The organism is Lacticaseibacillus styriensis, assembly GCF_030770295.1.
GTDB lineage: Bacteria > Bacillota > Bacilli > Lactobacillales > Lactobacillaceae > Lacticaseibacillus > Lacticaseibacillus casei.
Window position 1 is genome coordinate 1,972,300 of the sequence record NZ_CP132483.1, and the last position, 22,607, is coordinate 1,994,906.

The 22,607-nt window shown below is 46.1% G+C and carries 16 protein-coding genes; 4 read left to right on the plus strand and 12 right to left on the minus strand.

Annotated features, from left to right (window positions below; genetic code table 11):
- Nucleotides 1–64: 64 nt before the first annotated feature.
- From LACSTY_RS09440 to LACSTY_RS09455, 4 genes are all read right to left on the minus strand, one after another.
- Nucleotides 65–1,474: a C39 family peptidase gene (locus tag LACSTY_RS09440; protein WP_087912453.1), complete on the minus strand. Its 1,410-nt coding sequence runs from the start codon at nt 1,472–1,474 to the stop codon at nt 65–67.
- 376 nt (nt 1,475–1,850) lie between these two features.
- Nucleotides 1,851–2,744, minus strand: a complete 894-nt coding sequence (gene rhaD / locus LACSTY_RS09445; RefSeq protein WP_070650139.1) for a rhamnulose-1-phosphate aldolase — start codon at nt 2,742–2,744, stop codon at nt 1,851–1,853.
- A gap of 378 nt (nt 2,745–3,122) precedes the next feature.
- Nucleotides 3,123–4,931, minus strand: coding sequence for an FtsX-like permease family protein (locus tag LACSTY_RS09450; RefSeq protein ID WP_087912454.1), 1,809 nt, complete (start codon nt 4,929–4,931; stop codon nt 3,123–3,125).
- A gap of 12 nt (nt 4,932–4,943) precedes the next feature.
- Nucleotides 4,944–5,705 (minus strand): ABC transporter ATP-binding protein, encoded by a 762-nt coding sequence (locus tag LACSTY_RS09455; RefSeq protein ID WP_087912455.1) that lies wholly within the window; start codon nt 5,703–5,705, stop codon nt 4,944–4,946.
- A gap of 300 nt (nt 5,706–6,005) precedes the next feature.
- Here LACSTY_RS09455 and LACSTY_RS09460 point away from each other — a divergent pair, with 300 nt between their 5' ends.
- From LACSTY_RS09460 to hflX, 3 genes are all read left to right on the plus strand, one after another.
- Nucleotides 6,006–7,676, plus strand: coding sequence for an APC family permease (locus LACSTY_RS09460; protein WP_087912456.1), 1,671 nt, complete (start codon nt 6,006–6,008; stop codon nt 7,674–7,676).
- 281 nt (nt 7,677–7,957) lie between these two features.
- Nucleotides 7,958–8,839, plus strand: a complete 882-nt coding sequence (locus LACSTY_RS09465) for a diacylglycerol/lipid kinase family protein (RefSeq protein ID WP_087912457.1) — start codon at nt 7,958–7,960, stop codon at nt 8,837–8,839.
- A 194-nt stretch (nt 8,840–9,033) separates the two neighbouring features.
- Nucleotides 9,034–10,329 carry a GTPase HflX gene (gene hflX, locus LACSTY_RS09470; RefSeq protein WP_049170216.1) on the plus strand — a complete coding sequence of 432 codons (1,296 nt, stop codon included), beginning with the start codon at nt 9,034–9,036 and terminating at the stop codon, nt 10,327–10,329.
- 127 nt (nt 10,330–10,456) lie between these two features.
- On the opposite strand, the gene LACSTY_RS09475 is transcribed toward hflX, so the two are convergent.
- The 8 genes from LACSTY_RS09475 to LACSTY_RS09510 all read right to left on the minus strand — a co-directional run bounded on the left by LACSTY_RS09475 (nt 10,457) and on the right by LACSTY_RS09510 (nt 20,404).
- Nucleotides 10,457–11,437: a polysaccharide deacetylase family protein gene (locus LACSTY_RS09475; RefSeq protein WP_087912458.1), complete on the minus strand. Its 981-nt coding sequence runs from the start codon at nt 11,435–11,437 to the stop codon at nt 10,457–10,459.
- 135 nt (nt 11,438–11,572) lie between these two features.
- Nucleotides 11,573–13,897 carry an LTA synthase family protein gene (locus tag LACSTY_RS09480; RefSeq protein WP_087912459.1) on the minus strand — a complete coding sequence of 775 codons (2,325 nt, stop codon included), beginning with the start codon at nt 13,895–13,897 and terminating at the stop codon, nt 11,573–11,575.
- A 294-nt stretch (nt 13,898–14,191) separates the two neighbouring features.
- Nucleotides 14,192–15,241, minus strand: a complete 1,050-nt coding sequence (locus LACSTY_RS09485; RefSeq protein ID WP_087912460.1) for an EpsG family protein — start codon at nt 15,239–15,241, stop codon at nt 14,192–14,194.
- Between the two features lie 81 nt (nt 15,242–15,322).
- The gene (locus tag LACSTY_RS09490; RefSeq protein WP_087912461.1) at nt 15,323–15,958 is read right to left on the minus strand and encodes a CpsD/CapB family tyrosine-protein kinase; all 636 of its coding nucleotides are present in this window, start codon (nt 15,956–15,958) and stop codon (nt 15,323–15,325) included.
- A gap of 62 nt (nt 15,959–16,020) precedes the next feature.
- The gene (locus tag LACSTY_RS09495) at nt 16,021–16,713 is read right to left on the minus strand and encodes a YveK family protein (protein ID WP_087912462.1); all 693 of its coding nucleotides are present in this window, start codon (nt 16,711–16,713) and stop codon (nt 16,021–16,023) included.
- A gap of 86 nt (nt 16,714–16,799) precedes the next feature.
- On the minus strand, nt 16,800–18,239 hold the full coding sequence (gene wzx, locus LACSTY_RS09500) for an O-unit flippase-like protein (protein ID WP_025013849.1): 1,440 nt from the start codon (nt 18,237–18,239) through the stop codon (nt 16,800–16,802).
- A 14-nt stretch (nt 18,240–18,253) separates the two neighbouring features.
- Nucleotides 18,254–19,390: a glycosyltransferase gene (locus tag LACSTY_RS09505; RefSeq protein WP_087912463.1), complete on the minus strand. Its 1,137-nt coding sequence runs from the start codon at nt 19,388–19,390 to the stop codon at nt 18,254–18,256.
- Nucleotides 19,391–19,438: 48 nt separating this feature from the next.
- On the minus strand, nt 19,439–20,404 hold the full coding sequence (locus tag LACSTY_RS09510; RefSeq protein ID WP_087913279.1) for a glycosyltransferase family 2 protein: 966 nt from the start codon (nt 20,402–20,404) through the stop codon (nt 19,439–19,441).
- A gap of 443 nt (nt 20,405–20,847) precedes the next feature.
- Between LACSTY_RS09510 and LACSTY_RS09515 the strand changes: the two genes are divergently transcribed.
- Nucleotides 20,848–22,530 (plus strand): putative glycosyltransferase family protein, encoded by a 1,683-nt coding sequence (locus LACSTY_RS09515; RefSeq protein ID WP_087912464.1) that lies wholly within the window; start codon nt 20,848–20,850, stop codon nt 22,528–22,530.
- The last annotated feature ends 77 nt before the right edge of the window (nt 22,531–22,607 follow it).

Consider the following 22,607-nt stretch of genomic DNA (forward strand, 5'->3'; position numbering starts at 1 on the left):
GATTATCAGTCACTGGAAATCTATGCATCCGATCCAGTTTCATCTTTTTAATGCCATTGCTGAGTTATTGAATGGCAACGGCAAATTTCGTGTAGCTGTACGCCGCATTAAATGCTGATTTGCTAATCCAATAAGTGCCATTTTCTGGATCGACAATGTGCATTGACCCAGTATTGTAACCATCTACTGTCACGACATGTGCGTTGTCAATGCCATTGCCCCAGTCGTAATGACGCCACTGTGGCGCTTGATAATTTAATGTGACCCAAGCCACAACTGGGTTTCCAGCGGCAACTTGACTGATAATACCTTCTAGGCTGCTGCCGCTGATGTTACTTGCGCCGCCAAATTGACTAACCCACGGCGTGAACGCACTTGGGAAAATGGATTGATAAACACCGTTGACGACAGCGTACGGGGTGCCACCAAAGCCTTGATACGGATTACCGTTTGCGGCAATCGGCATTGTCTTTAAGAAGGTCGCAAGATTATGGCCAGCTGCACGTCCCTTATAATGAAGCGCCTCTAGTGCACTCGCAGCCTCACAACCCATTGGTGCTCCCGCCGCTTCCTGACTGATAAAATGGACGCCCAGTACTTTACTACTGCTTGGTTGGGCTGCAGCATTACTATTGATTGCAGCTCCGCCGTTGCTATTACTAGTCTGGTTTTGCGGAGCACTGGTACTAGCTGTGCTACGAGTTGCAGCCGCTTGGGTAACTGTCTGACTACTTGCTGCAGCTTGAGCCGTGCTACTGGAAGCTGCTGCCGCCTTTGCAACAGCAGCTTGTTGCGGATCACCAGCCACAGCTTGTTTCTTGGCTTGTTCGGCCTGCTGATCTTTAGGTAGTTTTTTGATGGCTTCATCCAGTTGCGGTAGGTACTTATCTTTGAACGCCTTAACATTAACAGCGTTGATGGCATCACGCGCCTGGTCTATCTTTGCTTGGACTGGATCACCGGTAAGAGCTGATTTTACCAGCGTAACTGCTTTGACTTCACTGTTTAACAGATTAACCTTTTCTTTGATCGTTGCCGCAAACTTCGCTTTATGCTTCTGGAGATAAGCAAAATCGGTGTTGAGCTTCTGAACTTCCAACCCCTCATCTTTAAGTATTTGATCCTTGCCGAGTTGAGTGTTTAACACGCTCTGAACTGAAAAAATTCTTTTTGCAGCAATAAGTTGTTCTTGATTGACCCTAAAAGTCTTCTTTTGAGCTTTTGATAAATCTCCGCGCAGTTTGTACACTTTGGCTTTTTGGTTATCCGCTTTGGCCAACATTGACTTGCTGAGACCTTTTGCCGGCATCTCATACTTGCTATCGGCGTAGAGTTTCTTTATTTGCTTCGTCATCAGCGTCAGTTGTGATGCCGATGATGGCTTGGTCTGTGACGCTTTTGCTTGACCACCGCACCCTGCTAAAAGTAGTCCTGATAAGATGATGGCCCCACCGGCCTTGATCGTGGTTTTCATTTCTCTCCTCCGTCCCATTTGATAAAGTGCAGTTCGGTTGTATAGCCAATCAAGTGAGCAAAATCTATCAGCCAAGCTGTTTTAGGATCCAGAGTCCCCTCTTTCGATGCGAGAGAGGGCCGTCCTTGTTGTTTGCGCTTCATCGGCTAGCCCTTACAAGTTATATAATGATCCTCATAAAGATCGCTATCAAGAAAAATTATTATTTTTCAGTGATTTCAAAACTATTTCGCTCGTGCCATTGATTGCCACATTTTTAACTCCCAGACACCGGTCGACTTGGCAAAGAACAATCAAGCCTCCCTCAGGCATACAAAAAGGCCACGCATCAATTGCAAGTGCGTAGCCTTTTTGTTTACTATTGAACAAGCGGATGCTAGTGTACCAATTCCTTTTCCTTAATCAATGAATCGCCGTGAATGAATTCCGGATTCGGCGTTAAGTCAAAGCGTTGTGCCAATTGCTCCAGATTTTCATCGGTAATTTCGTTGACGAACTTGCCGCCTTGCGCCTGAATGGCGGTATAGATGGTCGCGGCTTTTTCAACGGTTTCGATCAGGCCATAGGTTTCGTCAATGGAGTCGCCTGCGCCGAAGATGCCGTGAAGTGGCCAAAGCACGATGCGGTAGGTGCCCATTTTTTCAGCGGTTGCTTGGCCGATTTCATTTGTGCCCGGGGTCATGTATGGCAAAACGCCGACACCTTCAGGGAAGACAACAATTGATTCAGCCTGCATCTTCCAGAAGATCCGGCTGAAGAGCTTCTCTTTCCATGGCAACGTGAAGGTCATGGCAATCGTGTTGGTTGGATGGCAATGCATGACAACGCGCTGGTTAGGATCCTTCTTGAGCCGCTGGATGTGAGTCATCAAATGTGCCGGGAACTCACTGGTTGGCTGGCCGCCGTCAGAAAAGCCCCATAATAAATCAACACTGTGCCCATCTTCGGCAATGCGGACAAGACCCGTATCACGTTCCGGGAAGTCCTTAACATTCTTGAAGTAGCGGCCGGTGCCGGTTACCAAGAAGTATTGGCCAGCCAATTCGCTGGCATCGAATTTGATCGGGATGTTGCGCTTAACTTCATGCACATCACCATACTGACTAACTTCCTGTTCAGTCAACCGATAGCTGACATTGCCGCCGTTACGCTCATCCCAGCCATGTTGATAAAGGTTCCACGTCACCTTTTGCATTTGTTGTACAAATGGTGAGTCAATAAATGCCTGCGTATATTCGGGATTCAAGAAATCCTTTTTTGAATCTGCCATGAAAACGTTCCTTCTTTCCTTATGGTCATCGCCCCGATTGCTTATGAAAACAGTGACAAATAAACAGATGATTCGTTTCGACCCTTGTCAGAAACGGTCAACCGCACTGAATCAGTATCACTTTCGGTTTGATTTGTTCTTTATCTTTCTTACAACCCCTATTTTACGAAGCAATGTAAGCGCTCGACCAGACCAAATGTACGCATCAAAACAGTCAAAACGGAACAGATATACATATTGAGAGGTTTGATTGTGATGTCGATCAAAGCTTGTTAAGGTAACCGTAAGAGATGTCCGGCGAAAATAAAAATCAGCCCAGCGCGACCGGACTGATTTTTCTTGATATTTTAAGAGTTATGCTGAGACATAATTATCTGTTTAAGCTTTAGCCGCCAGATCCTTGTTAATGACAATGCTCTGATATATCCAGACAGTGGCCAAATAATAGAGACCGTACAAGACGATGAATAAACCAAACGGGACTAACAAATTCGCGTAAGGCTGACTTAGCAGGGTCTTAAACATCTGGAGACCGAATAAGACGTGCACGATGCCGACCAATCCCGGCAGCAGGAATAGTGCACCGATTTCCTGGCGAATGGAACGGCGTAATGTTTGCGGGCGGGCGCCGATTTTTTGTAGCATGAGATAACGGCTTTGATCATAATTGGCACCAGACAGGATTTTGAACATGAGCGTGGACGCCAGCATCGCTAAGAACGCAATGCCCAGGAAGAAGCCCATGAACGCAAGCCCGGAATACATGCCATTGATAATGTCGTAGAAGGCAATCTTTTGATCGGTGTTACTATCGCCAAGCCGCGGATATTGATGCTGCTGCATCGTCACAATTTTTTGAATCGTATCATAATTCTGGTTAAAATCTTTGACTTTGATCGTCGTCAACGTCTGTGCATTTCCAAGCTTGGCAAACGTTGCAGCGTCTGCCACTTTTAATTGCTTGCCGCGATTATTGCCGATGAACACGCCAAAAGCAGTTGGGTAACGCTCGATAACCCGATCGAAGTTGCGGCTGGTAATTTTGATGGCAGGCGCGTTTAGTCCTTTGTCATTCGCTTTGATTTCCAGCGGATGGGCATCAATCGCCGCTTTGCTGACGTAAACCGTTTTGGCATCCGACTTGAGCGTGTACTGATGTTTGGCGGTGACACCTTGTAACTTATTGACCTCCGCGCGGGTTGCGGCGTTCGGTGAGGTCACCGTCACATCGTAAACTGTGGTTTGATTGACCAACATCGGAATGTCATGGGTAAAACCCAAGCCAACTGTGATCGCGCCTAACGCCAACGCGAACAAAATCGACACGACCGACAAAATTCGGGTATAATCGCGAATTCGAAAACTCAGTTGCGATAACGTGAAGGTATGCAACTGCTCAGCTGCGAATGTCTTGTTGCGCTTCATGAGACTAATCAACGCCACAAACACGGAATTAAACAAGAAATACGTTCCCGCCACGATCGTTACTAGCGCTATCGGAATCGCCATTAACTGGAAAACGGCAATGTTAGCCATGCTATAGTAACCAATCGCCAGCAACACCAATCCGAGTACAATCTGAATGGCAAAGCTAGCCTTGCGCTGCTTGATCCGATTGGGTGTCTGGGCTTGATGTAACAGTGCCATCATCGGCGTTTTCAACAATTTGCCGGCATTATAGATCGCCGAGAAAACAAACAGAATAATAAAGAAGCCGAGCGTCCATAAAATCGCCGGCACCCAAATTGCGGAAAAACCGGTGGCCGGAGCATGTAGCGTTTTGATTAACCATTGGCCGATAAAGGTCGTCCCAACCATGCCAATCGCAATGCCGGCAACCGTGGCAAGTAAGCCAATCACAACGGTTTCAAGAAAAACCAGCTGGCCGATCTTACGCCCTTTTGCCCCTAGCATCATAAACATCGCGTAATCACGCTGCCGCATACTAAGCAGAAAACTATTGGCATACACGATATAAACCAGCGTAATGATCGCCAGTAAAATCGCTCCAAACCCGAAGATAAATGGCGTAAAGGCGATCGGAGAATTTTTCGTCAAAAAGCTGGTGTTGGTGGCTAATGCCATGAACATATAAAACACAGCACTGGCAATCACCAAGCCAGAGAATAGCACCGCATAATCGCGAAAACGGTTCTTTAAACCGCCAAGCGCGAGCTTTGTTAACATCATTTTCGCCTCCTACTTCTGGAATGTTCCGAGTGTCTCAAGAATCTCCTGATAAAAGGCTTCTTGACTTTTGTCCCCATGTTTCAGTTCAGAGCCGATCTGCCCGTCTTTAATAAACAAAATCCGACTGGCGTAACTAGCCGAGAACGGATCATGCGTCACCAGCAAAATCGACACGCCTTCATCCTGATTCAAATGGGCCATGGTATCCAGCAGTTCACGGGCCGCGGTGGAATCGAGCGCTCCCGTCGGCTCATCACCGAATAGAATATCCGGCTGTTGGACCAACGCCCGCGCTGCTGCCACCCGCTGCTTTTGACCACCGGAAAGTTCGGTCGGGTAATGATCCAACACCGGTTCAATGCCCAGCGTCTGCGCAATTTTGTCCACGGCTTCGGCCTGCTTTTTGGCACTCACGTTCTGCAACGCCAGCGGCAACGCAATGTTTTCCCGCCCGGTCAAATTCTCCAATAAGTTGAAGTCCTGGAAAATGAAGCCGATACGTTTTGCGCGAAAGTCAGACAGTGCGTTCCCTTTTAGCTTGGTCACGTCATCCCCTTTAATCCGCACGGAACCAGATGTCGGGGTGTCGAGCGTACTCAAAATATTTAATAGGGTGGTTTTCCCCGAGCCGGAAGCGCCCATAATACCGACAAATTCTCCCGGTTCAACTTCAAAACTGACGCCTTTTAACGCAGGAGTCTGCTTCTCCCCGCGTTTACCATAAGTCTTAGTCACGTTTTCAACGGTGACAATTGGTTGTTGTTTAGCCATGATGAACCCTCCATTCGCCAAGTCACGGCGCTTGCTTGATTAATTTAATAATAGTAGTTATTAATCAATTTCTCCTGTCCATGCCCTAACAGTTGGCCTTTGAAAACTAACGGGTTTGTTAGTTCCATTAGCTTTTCTTTACTTTTTCCACCAAAAAGCCCTCAATCCTTGCTATAATCACTATTGATTCATGAAAATACTTATGAAAGTTGGTTCGTCGTGGGAAAATTTCGCAACAAAGCTCCGGGTCTAGGTTTGCAGTTGGTTCAGCACTCAACCTAGCAAAGGAGTTTGTTTTAAATGAACGATTTAGAAAAACCGCAGAAACAATATATTCCCTGGATGGTTGTCGGCCTCATGGATTTTGTGACCGTAATCGGGTTCGATGACATCATCTATAACTTCCAGAACCAAGGCTTGGTCGCCTTCACGAGCTGGATCATCATGACCTTCTTTTATGTCATCCCGTACAACCTGATTGTGGCGCACATGGGATCGACTTTTTCCGAACACGGCGGCGGCATCACCAGCTGGATGCGCGAAACCAACGGCGATACGGTTGGCTACTATGCTGCGTGGTTCTATTGGATTACCGGCCTGCCTTACGTAGTGGACGTTGCCAATTCCGTCGTCATCTCATTTGGCTGGATCACCAATGGCAACGGCAATATTCAAGCTAATCTCGGCAACGCATGGTTCGGCATTCTCACCGCAGTTATCTTCGTGATCTTTATCTGGCTCCAGCACTTCTTTAAAAATAAAAGCCTTGAAATTATGTCAACCATTGGCGGCGGCGCCATGTTCATCATGACCATTTTGTTTGTGGTGATGACCTTCATCGGCCTGTCCAAAGGCGCTCCGATCGCCACCCGGCCGTTTGACTTCAAGGCCTTCATCCCCAAAGACTTCTTCTCGCTGAGTTTCCTGTCGACTTTTGGCCTGTTCGTTTTTGCCATGAACGGTTCGGAACTCGCTGCGCCTTACACCAAGGACATGCGCCATCCCGCGCGTGACTTCCCCAAAGCGCTGAAAATGATTGCCATTATGACCATGTTTCTGACCTTATTCGGCACCTTCTCATTAGGGGTCTACTTCAACGCCCATCACTTGCCGAACGACTTGAAAATGAACGGTTCCTACTATGCGTTTCAGGCGATCGGTCGCCAATTCGGCCTCGGCAACAGTCTCATGTATCTTTTCGCCGTGGTTCAAGGCATCTACATGCTCGCCCAACTGGCTGTCATTCTGGATGCCTCCACCCGGGTTTTCCTGTCTGATGTGGCCAAACGCTTCATGCCGCGGCAGTTAACTAAAATGAACGAAGACGGCTTGCCGATTAACGGCTACTGGATGACGACGATTCTCTGCGCGTTGATCATGGCCTTGGGTGCTTTGCTGCCGAAAATCAATGATATTTTCAACTGGTTATTGAACCTCAACGGCATTGTGAGTCCCTTGTCGACGTGCTTCCTATTCTGGTCCTACACAATGGTTCGCCTGCATCAGGATCGCTTCCCGACACCGGACTATACGTTCCTTAAAAATCGCAAAGTCGGACTGGTGGTCGGTATCTGGATGCTTGGCATTACTTTTCTGCTCGGCACACTTGGCTTCTTCCCGACCGATGCGACGGCTGATACTTTTGCCTTGATGCTGGTGCTGAACATTGTGGTGCCAATCGGGATGGTGGCGCTCGGCGTCTTGATGCCGTGGATTGCCAAACGGCAGCGGAATACCGTCAGTGGCCTTGCCTTCAGTCGCAATACCTGGCTCGTGTTTACGGCACTTAGTCTAGTCGGGCTGATTGCGACTGCAACCTATGGCATGCATGTCAATTTGCTTAACCGCCTGACGCCGATTCTTCAATGGGCCATTATTGTTGTTGTCGATCTGGTCATTGCCGCTGTGGTGATTAAAGTTACATCAAACGGCCGGCATCAACTGTTAGCTGCGCCGGACGATGAAGCTTAAAATTACTTGCTGACCCTTTCAAGTACAAATGGTTTTAAAAAGCTGTGCTCCGAGGATATTCTGTATTCTCGGAGTTTTTTAGTCATATTGGTAGCGCCCAGGTATTTGTCGTAACAACACGTTCGCTCTCACAATAATTATTGCCACTAATCCAGTTATGAACAAGGTGATCACGGTCGCGGCGTGATAAGATTAATAGTAAAGAGCGATATTGTTTTTAATTTGTGATGATGCCATTTCTTTTAACAATCGTCACATGTCTTGATAAGTAGGAGGCTGCTATGCTTAGCTACACGATCATTTATAATCCCGCTTCAGGTCACGCCAAAGGTCCAACAGCGGCAGAAGTGCTCAAAGCGAAACTCGAAGATCGCCAGCGGCTGGTCACGATGAAGCCCACAAAAAATGCCGATGATGCCCGTGAGTTTGCTGCCCGGGCACATTCGGATGTTGTCGTTGCAGTTGGCGGCGATGGCACGATTAATCAAGTCGTCGCCGGCCTAGCGCCACGACAACAACCGCCAATCCTAGGCATTTTGCCAGAAGGAACCGTCAACAACCTAGCCAAGGTTCTGCATATCCCCTTACTATTACCTCTGGCTATCAAGAACATCCTCGAAGCCAAACCCCAGCCGCTCGACGTCGCGCAGGTCAATGACCGCTATATGGTCAGTACGCTGACGCTTGGCGTTTTGGCCAATGCCGCGCTGTCGGTCACGCAAAAAGAAAAACGCCACTTCGGTCCCATCATCTACTTACTAAAAGGCTTTAAAGTTCTGGCACAGCACCAGCACTGGCAGTTGCAACTAGACACCGCCCATCACCAATGGAAAAAGGACACTCAGTTTCTGCTGGTGACCATGACCAATTCAGTTGGTGGTTTCACCAATGCCGTTCCGGATGCAACGCCTGATGACGGCCACCTGCATGTCTTCATCGCGCCTAAACTTGCTTGGTGGCGTTCGCTGCTGGCCATTCCCTACTTCATCACCGGCAACTTTCAGAAACTGCCTGGTATGACCTATTTTAAAACTGAACAGTTGACAATCCACGCACCAAAAACCCTGCAAAGTCGCGTTGATGGCGATCCAAGTGCGAAGACCCCGCTGAAACTGGCCGTAATTGCCGATCATATTCAGGTACTGGCGCCGCCACTTAAATAAACGAACGCCGCGTATAACTGCAAACAAAACTTTTCACAGCGCAATTCGCTCGCCAGCTAAAATACCGCGTGTTACACTAGTCTTATTCAAATGAAAGGGGTGAATCGCCATGCGGTTACGCAAGGTTGCACCATGACTGATGATCCGTTAGCACCGATCCGCGGCGATGACGCCCGGATCTATGAAAGGAATTTATGACTGAACAAATATCCAATGAAGTAACATCTGAGAATGTTTTGATCGCAGGCATTTCCCGCCAGCAAGCCGATTTCGATTACACCATGACCGAACTCGGTGAATTGGCCAAGGCTGATAACTATACGGTTGTCGGCGAGGTCCGGCAAAACCTTGATCGGGCCGTTGCCGCTACCTATTTTGGCTCCGGCAAAGTCGAAGAAATCCGCGAGCTCGCCAATGTTCGTGACGCCACCACAGTGGTCATTAACGATGAACTCTCACCATCGCAACTGCGCAACCTTGAGAAGCAAACCAAATTGCACGTCATCGACCGCACGCAGCTGATTCTCGATATTTTTGCTGATCGGGCCCGTAGCAAAGCAGCCAAAACGCAAGTCGAAATTGCGCAACTGCAATACGCCTTGCCACGACTGCATCCCAGTGCCAACCGGCTGGATCAGCAAGTCGGCGGCGGTGCCGGTTTTGCAACTCGTGGCTCCGGTGAAACCCAACTGGAACTCGATCGCCGAGTGCTCAACAAGCGCATCAGCCACCTACGTCAGGAACTCAAAGAAGCCAGTGTTGGCGATCAGGTTCGCCGCGCCCGGCGCGAAGACAATGCAATTCCAGTGGTCGCCTTGGTTGGCTACACCAATGCCGGCAAAAGCACCACGATGAACGGACTCCTGCAACTCTTCGCCGATCGTCCGGAAGACAAACAGGTCTTTGAAAAGGACATGCTATTTGCAACGCTGGACACCAGCGTGCGGCAAATCACCTTGCCAGACAATCGCAAGTTCCTGCTCAGCGATACAGTTGGCTTTGTCTCCAAACTGCCACACAACCTGATTGACAGCTTCAAAGCCACCTTAGCAGAAGCCGCCAACGCCGACCTCCTCATTCAGGTTGTCGACTACTCCGACGAGAACTATCCGGAAATGATGGCCATCACCGAGAAAACCCTCAAGGAAGTGGGCATCCACAACATCCCGATGATCGAAGCCTACAACAAAGCCGATTTACGTGAAGGCACGCGGTATCCGGAAGCCACCGGCCAACGCCTCATCTACTCGGCCCGCGACAAGCGCTCGCTTCAGGCACTCACGCAACTTATCAAAGCTGATTTATTTGGCCAAGATGAAGAACACACGTACCTGATTCCCTTCGATCAAGGGCAACTCGTCAACTACCTGAATCAAGAAACTGTGGTTAAAGCCACCGACTACACGGAAGACGGCACCCGCATCACCGCGGTCGTCAATCCAGTTCAGAAGGGTAAACTGGCTAAGTTCGCGGTTAAGGAAGAAGTTTGAAGTACCTGAGCTAATATAGAATATAAAAAGGCCTCGCTATTGCTGCTTGAATGTTCAAGCGGCTTGACGAGGCTCTTTTTAGTCGATTTGATTCTTTCGTGCACATTATTTTACGGAATGCCAAACATTATGACAAAACACCAAATTCATACCCGTTACTGCGGTAATAATCAATAATCTTCGGCAGTGTCTTCACGGTCATGTCCTTCCCGATGGCATCATGCATCAACACGACCCGCACATTGCTAGTCGGATAAACGGCCAGCGACCGTAAATGGTACTGCAACATCGCATCTTCCGTTTTCGGCTCCTGCGCCGGACTCAACGCATCGCCGACCGCCGCGTTCCAATCAACCCAATCAAGCCCCAGCCGTGTCAAACCAGTATCAGCAGTTGCCAATCCCTTCCAGCTAAAATGGCCACCGGGATAACGCCACAGATGCGTCTCAAAATCAGCACCTAACACCTGCTTCACGGCTGCCTGCTCCGTTTTGGCCTCATTCTCAATAACCGAAGCGGCGCCGGTTCGTCCCGGATAAAGCAAATTGTAATTGTGCGTCATGCTGTGCAACCCGATGCTATTGCCGGCGTCATATTCTGCCTTCAACACCGGTGCCGTCTCAGGCGAAAGCTGACGACCCACCACAAAAAACGTACCATGAACGCCAGCTTGATTAAGGATGTTCAAAACCTGCGGCGAATTGACCGTGTTCGGGCCATCATCGAAGGTTAAAAACACCACTTTCTTCTTGATGTTGCTGGTATAAGGTGCCGTCATTTCTTTTTTAACTTCGGCGACGGGATAGGCGTAGGCGGTGGCGGCAGGAATGTGGGCTTGACCGATGTTTGACGGCAATTCAGCTGAAGCTTGTTCTCGTTCAGCTTGTTCCGCTGCTTTTCGCTTTTTGCTTGAAGATGCCCGCCGAGACGATGCTTGCGCTTTAGATGTGCTGATGCTGTCAGCCACAGCACGTTCATGACTCGCCTGGCGTGCCCGCGCCTCAGCTGCATGCCGGTCCACCAATGACTTAACGGAAAGCGCACCTGCCACAATTAAAGTCAAACCGAGAACGACCAACCACCACTGCCATTTGAAGCTGCTTTTCATGTTTACCCCGCCTATCTTTTAAACGATGTCCGGTTTTGAGTTTACCATGAAGGTTGGGGGTATGGGGTAGCGGAAGACTGGATTTTAATAGTGAGGTCATCGGATTTTCACTTTAACCGCGAGTTTAGCCAAAAATCACTTGAGCTGCTTCTGATTCATCATATAATTCGACTTCATGTAGTATTGAATATCCCCGAACTTTTTAATAGCCTGTTTCTGGCTTTTCCCTGGCTTAGTAGTCAGCTTGCCATTGATCATATAATGATTCTTCTGACCAAATACCGGAACCTGTCCCTCAAGATTCTGCAAAACCTGCATGTACTGCGAACCTTTCCACCCAGCATGAGTAAAGATTTCGGGCAATACGTACATTGGACTCATGGTTGGACCAGTGCCCGAAAAGTCTTTCGCCATTATTTTCTTTGCGGCTTCATTGGCCCACATCACATAAGGCGTGTTGTAGTAATTCTCATAGCCCTCTTGGGTGGATTGCTTTAGATTAATGCCAAGCATTTTGTAAGTCGAATTTTGGTCTCCACCCCACGGATTGTGATCTCCCCAAAATGCCAGAACCACGGGTTGATTTAACCGATCAAGTTTATTTGTCAGCTTTAGAAGTGCATCCGATGTCTCTTTAACGCCGGTTAGATAATTGTTGATGATGGCATAATCGTCTTTGTTGTACCCTTTCTTCCACGGCAACAAAGGATCACCATCGAACTCAGTTGAATACGGGCCATGATTTTGCATGGTCACAGTTTGATTGAAGAACTGCTTACCACTCGCATTCACCTTTTTCAGTTGTTTGACCAGATCATTGAAAACCTTCGTGTCAGGAACAACATCGACGTCAGCAACATGTTGGTCATAGTAGTTATCCCTGAACAATGTCTTTTGAAAGCCTAGATAGCGGTCGATATTCTGCCGGTTGTAGAACCATGCGTCGCCAGGATGCATAAATCTAGTGACATATTTTTGTTCATTAAAATACTGAACAAAAGAATTGGTCATGCCATTGATTGGGCTTAGTTCAGAAAAACCGGTCAATACCTTACGTTCAGTATCAACAGTGCCACCACCAAAGATGGTTGTTGTTAATTGACCTGCCATTCCTTCAGAGGCCACCTGATGAAGTCCAGCATAAACAGAGGGATCAATTTCCAAATCTGGCCATTTTGAAAAATCTTGAAAAGCTTCCAACTGAATCGTAATCACATTGAGTCGCTTATCGGCAGGAATGTCTTGATACTGATAAGCGCTCAAATCCTTCTTTGCAGTGGCGGCATTATAACCTTCTGGAACAATCACCCAGTCATTTTTGATCGAGTGGATAAACGAGAACATGTATCCGTTGACCACATACCGATCAGCGTCTGGCCCCCATGGATCGTTGTTAGCTAAAGTGTAATAATCATCGACTAGGTAATAATGATTCATCATGAATACGGAGCTTATAAACACAAAACCAAGCGTCAGCAGGCGAACCCACCAGCGAAGCGTTGTCGTCTTCAAAAAACGGCCAACAATTACTGCCAGAATCAACAAAACACCTATAACCAAAAAGTATTTGACGGGTGGAATATAGCTGTATCTTGAACCCATGTTACTAGCCTCTGACGCCAACGAAATATCCGAATACTCAAATGGATAATCGCGATATTGCAACATAAAATAGTTAACGAGCGCAACGACGATCGCTAGAACCTGCCCCACAAGAATTGCGATTGTTACGCGATTAAATAGCAAATATCCTATCAGCATGAAACCAAAAATAGGCAGAATGTTTAATAAAATTAAACGCAGGCTCTTAAAGACAACATTAGTGAGATCGAGGTTATAGGCGGCTGAAGCCATATAAATCGTGACCACAGCAGTGAAGGCTGCCATAGCAAATAAAGCCACCACGTTTCTTAAAAACAGAACAGTTTGATAGCGGTTGAAACCTTTAAAACTGGTGAAGAAATGCTGATTTGCATAGATTCGGGTTTTATTCTCAAACGATGTATGGTGCACGAACGTTTTAAAAAAACGCGGCGACACAACTAACGATTCCGGCTGTAAAAAAGCTATTTTAGCACTGAGAGTTCGGGCTTTTGGTAAGCGTAAACCTTTCTCATCAATATCCAAACCGACGATGCGCGAATCTGGTACTAGCCAATTCAACATGAATACCGGCACATCGGCAACAATAAAAGTAGTAGCTTTGACGCGGCGTCGACTGCGGTTGCTTAATCGCCGTCCAAATTGTCGCCACTTTTTTTCCGGCAATGGTTCATTTATGAAATAGCGCCAGTATTTGACCTGATAATCCAGTTCATCTAACCGATGCAACCAAAAAAGCAACCTAGTGATTAGCATGGGAAAGATAATCCAGAATCGCCACGGCTTATAGCGCAAGTAAAAGGTAAGCATCGCAGTTTTAACATTCAATCGATTGAAACGCGTATCCAGATCAATCACTTAACAGAACCCCCCATAAAAGACGGCCGTCCCCCAGCGACCTTTATAAATAAGTTTATAAAAGAAGCGTAGACAGTATATGAAAATAATCATATCATGTTCATCTTGCAAAAGGTACTGCAACTCTTAAAGCTGTCACATGATGCCGATATCTTGGCCCACCTGACTTATCCAAAAACGACAAAACGTTCAGACACACAGAAAACCTCGGGCGCTCCGCTATCTAAAATATTATTTTTGAAAACACAAAAAAAACGATTACCTTTCTTAAAGGCAACCGTTTCTGATAAGCCACTAAAACGCCATCTGGTAAGGAATAAACGTCTTATAGGCCCCACTGATTAAGAAAATGAGGACGAAGATCACACCGCACACACCAACCATCGCCAAAGTCCGCGTCCGTTTTGGCATAATCGAAAACACAATCGTTGGCAGCACAATCGTCTCGGTCGTTGTACCAATAGTCGACAGACGGCCCCCAATGGTTGATAACTGCGAAAGTGACAACAGCGTCAGGGTGGCAAATAAGTATACAATCATCAAGAATTTAAACTTAGCGCTTCCGCCAATTAAGGTATCCGCAATCATACCACGCTTTAAGATATAGAATCCTGTGACGCAGATCAATACCTGCATGAGCGTCACCGGATCAAATAAACCCGACGAGAGATAACTCGCGTTTGTCACATAAGGTGCATATCTCGGTAACGTGTGAACAATAATGACACTCAGAATCTTAGGTGCAACGAAGCCCACAGCTGCACCAAGGGCTAAGAATCCGATCACCCATTTAAAGTTGATTTTACGGAACAGTAACCAGAATGGGTAAATTAACAAGAAGAACAACGCTGAAATATGGATCGTAGCCGACAAGCCAACAATCAGTACAAAAGGAAGCGGCTTTTCGTCATATACAAACTTTAATGCCAGCATACAGGTCACGCAGACAAGCGAAGCCCGAATCTGTCCCATGTCCCGCATGAAGAAAAAGCGACTCATGTAGTAAGCAATCGGAATGATTGCCGGACGGAAATATTCCTTTGCAAAGAAATAAAACAACACTAAGGTCACTGTTGCCCATGCCAGTAAAAAAAGCCAAAAAGGGGCATGCAATCCGTTAAAAATATTTCGTAAAAGCAAAAATCCAGGTTCAACCTGCCCTGCCGAATAATCACCTGCATAAATGGTCTTGTATGGCAAAAAATCGTTACCGGTTTCATAGCGTAATCCGGCAACCAGCGCGAGCATTATAACACCTAGCCATGCCCAGACAGACGACATTGTGACACGTCCGAGTAGCATGAAAATGATCATAATTGCAAAGAGACCTAAATAAAAAGCCACAACATCATTCTCCTATTGCCTTTATGCACCCAGCGTCTCATAGTTTCGGCGGTGAAGCCGTTTCTCTTCCAAGTTTCGACACTAGGCCTGATTCAACACAGTCCCGATTAAGGCTGCCGGTAGTTGTCGAACCTGTGCGATCGTTTGCGCGACATCACGCTTCGATGGCCCATCAGCCTTCGCAACAACTACGACGCCATTAGCAAGTTCCGCAATAAGTCCTGCTTCACTCGCGTCTGCCATCGCCGGCCCATCAATCAAGACGACATCAAATTTATCTTTAACTTGATCAAGGAATGCTTTGAATGCTGAACCAGCCAACAACGTTGCTGGATCGGCAAGGGATTCGCCTGCAGGTGCAACCGTTAAGTTTTGAATCTTGGTTTCTATAATCAAATCATCAGCTTTAACTGATGCGGCGTCTGCGCCTACCAAGGATGAAAGACCTTTATTAGGCTGAAGATCAAAAACCGCTGCCAAAATTGGGCGATGCAGATTACCTTCAACCAGCAACGTCCGCTTCCCTTCCACTGCAAAACTAGCAGCAATATTCGCCGCAACATAGGACTTACCTTCACCAGCAGTGGCAGAGGTGATCAGCAAAACAGAGACATCGTGACGACTCGTCTGTAATGACAGGTTGTTTCTAAGCGTTCGAAACTCCTGACTAGAAACGGATGTATCACTAACAAATTGATGTGCAAGTTCGTTTGTCATGGAAAACTCCTTCAAAATTGGATGTGCTCAAGTCAACATAGCAATATCAACGACTGCAAAGCTTACAGTTTCTTAGCAGAAATAACCCCGAGAACAGGTGCTTTGGCGACCTGTACAAGCGTTTCTTTAGTCTTGATCGTTGCCTGTTTGATTTCTCTGAGAACAATCCAAGCTAACCCAACCAAAAAGCCAATTATTGCGCCAATCACAACTAAAACAACCGGTTTCGTACCGGCTGCCACATCACTCGGCGTCGCCTTTGCCAAAATGGTCACCGTGTCCGTGTGGTTGGTGATCGTACCAACTGTCTTTTGAAAAGCAGCTGCAACTTCATTTGCGATCAAAGCAGCATCCTTGGCATGTTTAGATGTTGCATGAATTGAGAAGGCTCTTGAATTGTCTTCATTGTCAACTTTAACCTGCTTTTGAAGATCACCACTTGTGATATTGAGATGGTCTTTTTGTGCTAGCTGCGTTGAGGCCTCATCAAAAACTGCAGCTGTTTTAAAAAGGGATTTGCCAGTGGCCAGCAGCTCCGAATCATATTGATTCTGGTTCAACATCTGGCTAAGGGACTCGGTGTTGTTTTTTTGCTGATTGATGACGGTTAACGCCGTCGACGAATAAGAAGGCTTCATCATCCCAAAAGCAAAACCACCGGCTAATACAGCACCTACCAGTAAGGTACAAAGTGCCAGCCACCAATTCTTGCGAAGCGAAACCATTAGTTCTTTCATACTCAATAAGTTATCCATGATTCCTCCATCATAAACTCATTTCTTGATCAACAGATATCGGCCATGTCTGCTGCGTTTTTATCATACCGCAGCGACAGGAAAAGTCATACATTTGAACCGGATTTAAAGAAATTTGCAAAGGTTTTTCCCCACGCAATCGTACCTCGTTTGATGGAGGCCAATAGCGTACTATCAATCATCTTATAGTAATATGTTGGCCATCGCCAGTTGTTGTACAGCCCCTGAACCAGAATCGGGAAGAAAAGCAGGAAATAAATATTCCCCCCGGTCAGCTTGAGACCGAGCCATAACCCGACTAAGTTAACACCAGCCGAGATGAGAAATGCTTTTGTGTACGGAATAATATTGGCATTAGCAATATATGACGCATGCACTGAGTGTTGCTGGTAAAGAAAATAGTAAAGGATTAACGGCAAAAACACCTGTAACGTCGGAACTGATTCAGGCTTTATCAACTTCAGTAGCGGGAAGATCACTAACAAGGTTCCAACAGAGGCAATGCCAAAAAGCCAAACATAAGCAGCGACCGCTTTCGATGTTTTCTCTCGGATCGAATCAAAATCCTGCTTAACAAAGTTTGATTGCAAAATCGGATTATATGCCCCGTTGATTGCTGAAGAAGCTGTTCCGATAGCCGAAGCAAACTGGACGCCGACCGAATAAACACCTGTCACCGACAGCGGCAAGAACGCACCTGCCATTAGTGACATACCTTGGGAGGTGACATAATTCGACATGCTGACCAAGCCGTCGCGCCAAGTGTTCGGCCAAATGAACAGAAAGATTTCTTTAATTTCGTGCCAGTTCATTGGCGATTTAAGCTCTTTACGATGAGCCCGCACCTCATCATCCTGCCAGTAAAAATGACTGCAGATCGTTCGAAAAATAATGCCATACATAACCAAGCCGATGACCGGCGACAAAATCGACGGGTAGACTAGGAAGCCACCAAGTGTCAGCAGAATCTGTAATGAACGGGAAAATACCTGCGCTTTGTTGACTGAGTCGATTTTGCCGGAGCCGCGGAGCAACGCCGAAAAGTAGCCAAAATACAAATTAAGGAAAAGCGAGAAACAGAAAACCAGCCAAGTCCACTTATATTCGGCGGCAGGTAATTTACTGAACACAAAAGCGTTCATGTAGATCGTGCCGAAGATGCCGACTAAGACAACAGCAACAATCGCAAGAATCATGTAAATAGCCCTGGCAGCGTGAATTGTCGAAGCCAGCAAGTGGTAGTTCACAACTGTGTGATCATGCTCCTTATCAACTCCGCGCGATTTTAATGTTTTCGCACCAGACCAAATATACGCAATGTTGCGGGCAAATGCTGGGTCAAATCCAAAATCAAACAACGCGATGAGACCGTTGATACTTAAAATTAAATACCAATAGCCAATCTCTTGAGGATTAAGGAAATGAAAGATGATCGGCAGTAGGAGAAAATTGCTTGCCATCGAAAAAATGGTCCCCGCATAACTCCATACAATACTTTTTCTGGTCACTTCAAACCGATTTGGCAACTCGTTTCCTCATTTCACTTAGTTTCAAAACTTGCATAAATGTGGCGTAACCGCTGTTGCATCAGCGGCCACGCAAACTCTTTTTGATAGATATTGCGCATCAGATTAGCTTCTTTGGCCCAGTCCTGACGCTTATCGATCAGTTGCTGGAGGCCAGCACCAATGCTCTTCTCAGAGGTTCCACAAACAGCCCCAAAACCATACTTGGTTAACCAATTTGACATGCCGGATTTCTCGACCATTAACAGCGGCTTGCCAAGTTCCATAGCTTCAAAAAATTTATTTGGAGAAGCATATAGGTGATTCTTAAGCACCGGATCATAGAGCGCGACCAAAATATCCGCTGTCTTCTCGATGCCATTCACCTTTTCATAGGGCACAACGCCTAAATAGTCAATTCGTGATGAGCGTTTTGCGGCGTCGGCAAACATCTCCTGATATTGACCCTGACCGGCTACAGTCAAGGATAATGCCGGATTTGCCTCAACCGCGCCTAATAGTTCTGGCAGACACCTATATGGACTCAGCCCGCCAATATAGACGATTTTAAAATTCTTTTGCGCCGGATCAAATTTCTCGGCATCTGCTGCAATAGGACTATCTAACGGTGAATTATAGATCACTGCCAAATTTTTCGGCTTGGCCGGTTCAATTTGGCGGCGGCGATCCTCCGAACAAATTAACGTCCAATCGGCTGTCGCCATCGCTACATTTTCCCAATGAACGACCATTTTGCGATACCATCCCGGATAGTTTCGCGTGTCAGGCGCATAGTCAAAGATATCATAAACAAATTTAGTTTTGGTCTTCGCCACAACCTTAGCCGTCACATAGCCCGTATGCACATTACATGCCTGAACCGCGTCATACTCGCGTAAATGCTTACGAAGCCAACGATACAAAAAGGCCTCAAACCGCATAAATGCGTAAACCTTAAAATATTTAAAAGAATATGACAGCTTGATGCCCGTGAAGATTGCCTTCAGACGCTGACCATCGAATTCAAAGGTATCTGTCGTCATTCGGCCATGCGGGTCTTCGCGCCAGCCAAGAATCGTAACGTCATGCCCAGCGGCTTGCAGCGCCGCACTCTCCTTTAGTAATCTTGAATCGTCATCGACGTGTCCGGTCGACACAAACAATATCTTCATGGTTCCTCCTGATCCGTTCACTTTATTCTCCCAGCAAGCAGTATCTGTCTAATAGAAGTATTTTAACAAGAACGGGAAAACATCTAATATTCTGAATTTATATAGTAATATTTTGACCATCAATTTTTTGTCGTGGCTGAATGATAGCAGTTGTTTCCAAGAGTACTGCTTCATTTTTTTGCGAATATGCTTCTTAACCCATGGATCCTTTGCTTCGGCAAGATTTTGAAAATAAATCGACAGCCGCCTGCGGAGTATGTACTCATCAACATCGTTCTTAGGAGCTGTGCCATTTGAACGAAGTCGCTGTTCAACCAAATCCATAACCTTAGCATAATCTATCAGTTTGTCTGCCCTGATTTTATGCACAATGGAATTGGCATGCTGATAGTAATCATACAAAGTTTCGTGTAATCGGTAAATATGCTTGGCACGAAACAAAATCGGGACAAAAAAAGCCATGTCTTCGGCAGATTTAAAATCGGGGAAACGATCTGCTCCAATTAGACTCCTTGCAAAAATCTTGTTATGCGGAAAGCCTCCAATCGGATCATGCGCTCCAGTCAGCATTTCATGGAGAACTGCAGCTAAATCGGCCTTCTGCGCAGTCTTTGGCGTTTGATCGTCAGATGAAGCGGTATCCTGTTCAGTTAATGAACGGTAGTCAAAAATCAGTAGGTCAAAATCAATGTCATTAATAACTTTTAGAATTCTATTGATGGCGTTTGGCTGAAGTGTATCATCAGCGTCTACAAACCAGATATATTTGCCGTGAGCGCGTTCGAGTCCAGCATTACGCGCAAATGCAACACCGCCATGGACTTCATCAATCAATGAACTATTCGCGTGGCTTTCATGGTAACGCTGAAGCAGCCTAGCGCTATTATCGGTAGAACCATTATTAACGAGCACAACTTCCACGCTTGGCGGAATTGTACCTAAACTTTTAAAAAGGCGCGGTAAATACGCTTCACTATTAAATACCGGAATGACGATACTCAGTTGGTAGTTCATACTGCCCTCCGTTGATTGTTCTAGCGTCTTTGAGTTGATGACCATGTGACTGGCATTGGGCAAACGCATAGTGTCAAATGACGCCATAAAAATAAAGCCGTGTACACTGGCAGTAACGACACTGCCAAAATAGCTCGTGACTTTCCCGAGCATTATACCACAGGTTAGCATCCCTTCTTAGACAAACTTGCTGTCTTCGTCTCACCCAATGATTTTTAACGGTATTCGCATGAAAACACTCTCGTCTTCAAGTTGAACTCTCCTTAAGCCAAACAGTGATTATGGTAAAATGGCCTAGTCGTATGATTGATCGCGGGCGAAGATCCATCAGACTAGTTATACATAATGTGATTTCCACGGCCGGATTCGTCGCAGAGTCCATCAATAGTATCTTTGTCCTACATTTAGAAAACACTTTACATAATAAGGGGTTACCTTCAGTCATGACAACTCGTAGTAGTCGGCTAATCAAAAGCCTCATCATCTTATTGATCCTATCATTGATCAGCCTGTTCAACGTACTACCAATTTTAAGGCTTGATTTTTCAACGGCCTTTTTGGGTGATGATTTTTCTTTCCACATTGAAAGAGTCTTAGCACTAAGCAACATATTTCAAAGCCCGGTCAATTTCAATACGTTCGGGCATGCTGCTAGTTTGGCTAATGTGTTCTATCCTTGGGAAACCGTCTATCCCCTCCATCTCATCTATTCAGCAACTAGCAATTTTATTTTCAGCTATAAACTATTCTACTTTCTTTTGACATTGATCACAGCTTTGTTAGCTTATTGGTGCATCTTCAAAATATCCAAAGATACCTTCAGTGCCCTGTGTTTTGCCACGCTCTATATTTTCTCATTCTATCGAATCTCAAACTTCTTCATTCGTGCTGCGCTAGGTGAAGTTGTCAGTATGACTTTTCTGCCGCTAGTTTTGTTGGGACTCTATTACATCCTTTTCGAAAACTTTAAGAAGTGGCGCATCCTTACGATTGGCATGGCACTGATTGGTTATTCTCACGCCTTGTCATTATTTTTAACAAGCGCATTCGTTCTCATTGCCGCGGTTGTGATGACTGGATTTATCGATGCCAAAACCAAACGACTGATGAGTCTGCTTAAAGCGGGCTTTTGGGCCATCCTGCTATGCTCGCCGTATTTGGTTTTGGTAGCGAATACTTCTTCAAAAAACGATCTTTATATGATTTGGACCCAACCGTTAAAGGGACTGCCGCTTTGGCAATGGCTTAGTAACTCACTAAGCAACCAAATGTATCCAAATCCTGACGTCAGAAGTAGCCTTGGCGCGTCCGTTGTTCTTGCGCTAGTGATAGCTTTAATTATCTTTGTACTGTTTAAAAGAGCACGTACACCTTTTAATACATTTTGCTTGTTTAGTGGCATGGGAAGCATGTTACTGACGTCATCTATCTTCCCTTGGGCACTCGCAAACCAAACGCTTTTCAGCAAAATCCAATTTGTCTGGCGTTTAAACACCTATACGTCACTCCTAATCCTAGTTAGCTTCAGTCTCTTGCTTGGGACGGTCATTCCCAAGGCGTCGGTGACCTTAAAACCAATTTTACTTTTAGGACTTACGGTTGCTTTGATCATCAGTAGCAGTAGTTCATTGACCACTTTTGCCAAGAACAAGGCTGAGAAGACACTGCGCGACCCAGATATTGCTAAGACGGTAAGAAATGTCTTTTATGGCGATTACGCCCCCAAGCAGGTTACCAACCAAAAGAATCTGCAGCAAGTTCTCCAAAAAAGATATTTCTTGAATGGCCAGCCAATTCAGCCGAGCGTCAAGTATACGGACAGCGTTTATACAATAAAGGCGACAAATAAAACTGGCCAAGAAGCTACGTTAAAAGTGCCCGCATTTTGGTATTCATGCCAAACTGTCACCGTCAATAATCAACCTGCGCCTTCAAGAATCTCGGCAGCAGGTACGACACTTCTCAACATCCCAAACGGCAAGTCAACCATTACCATTTCGTACGATTACCCGAAATTTCTCTTAGTATTTATTTTAATTGCAGTCTTGAGTCTGATTTTTCTATGCATGTCTAGCCTTTACGTCAGAAATGCTGTTGGTCGGTATTTCTCCGTGGAAAAGCAATAACCCAAGATTAAAGATTAATCTTATGACATTCAAATTCGTTTATAACAAATGCCTAGGAGTGTGGCGCGTCTCCTAGG

Coding starts and splice junctions, on each gene's coding strand:
- LACSTY_RS09450 (WP_087912454.1), bottom strand. CDS start 4,931: ATGTTAACAAAGCTCGCGCTTGGCGGTTTAAAGAACCGTTTTCGCGAT.
- LACSTY_RS09465 (WP_087912457.1), top strand. CDS start 7,958: ATGCTTAGCTACACGATCATTTATAATCCCGCTTCAGGTCACGCCAAA.
- LACSTY_RS09510 (WP_087913279.1), bottom strand. CDS start 20,404: ATGAACTACCAACTGAGTATCGTCATTCCGGTATTTAATAGTGAAGCG.
- LACSTY_RS09495 (WP_087912462.1), bottom strand. CDS start 16,713: ATGGATAACTTATTGAGTATGAAAGAACTAATGGTTTCGCTTCGCAAG.
- LACSTY_RS09505 (WP_087912463.1), bottom strand. CDS start 19,390: ATGAAGATATTGTTTGTGTCGACCGGACACGTCGATGACGATTCAAGA.
- LACSTY_RS09460 (WP_087912456.1), top strand. CDS start 6,006: ATGAACGATTTAGAAAAACCGCAGAAACAATATATTCCCTGGATGGTT.
- rhaD (WP_070650139.1), bottom strand. CDS start 2,744: ATGGCAGATTCAAAAAAGGATTTCTTGAATCCCGAATATACGCAGGCA.
- hflX (WP_049170216.1), top strand. CDS start 9,034: ATGACTGAACAAATATCCAATGAAGTAACATCTGAGAATGTTTTGATC.
- LACSTY_RS09490 (WP_087912461.1), bottom strand. CDS start 15,958: ATGACAAACGAACTTGCACATCAATTTGTTAGTGATACATCCGTTTCT.
- LACSTY_RS09515 (WP_087912464.1), top strand. CDS start 20,848: ATGACAACTCGTAGTAGTCGGCTAATCAAAAGCCTCATCATCTTATTG.
- LACSTY_RS09475 (WP_087912458.1), bottom strand. CDS start 11,437: ATGAAAAGCAGCTTCAAATGGCAGTGGTGGTTGGTCGTTCTCGGTTTG.
- LACSTY_RS09440 (WP_087912453.1), bottom strand. CDS start 1,474: ATGAAAACCACGATCAAGGCCGGTGGGGCCATCATCTTATCAGGACTA.
- LACSTY_RS09455 (WP_087912455.1), bottom strand. CDS start 5,705: ATGGCTAAACAACAACCAATTGTCACCGTTGAAAACGTGACTAAGACT.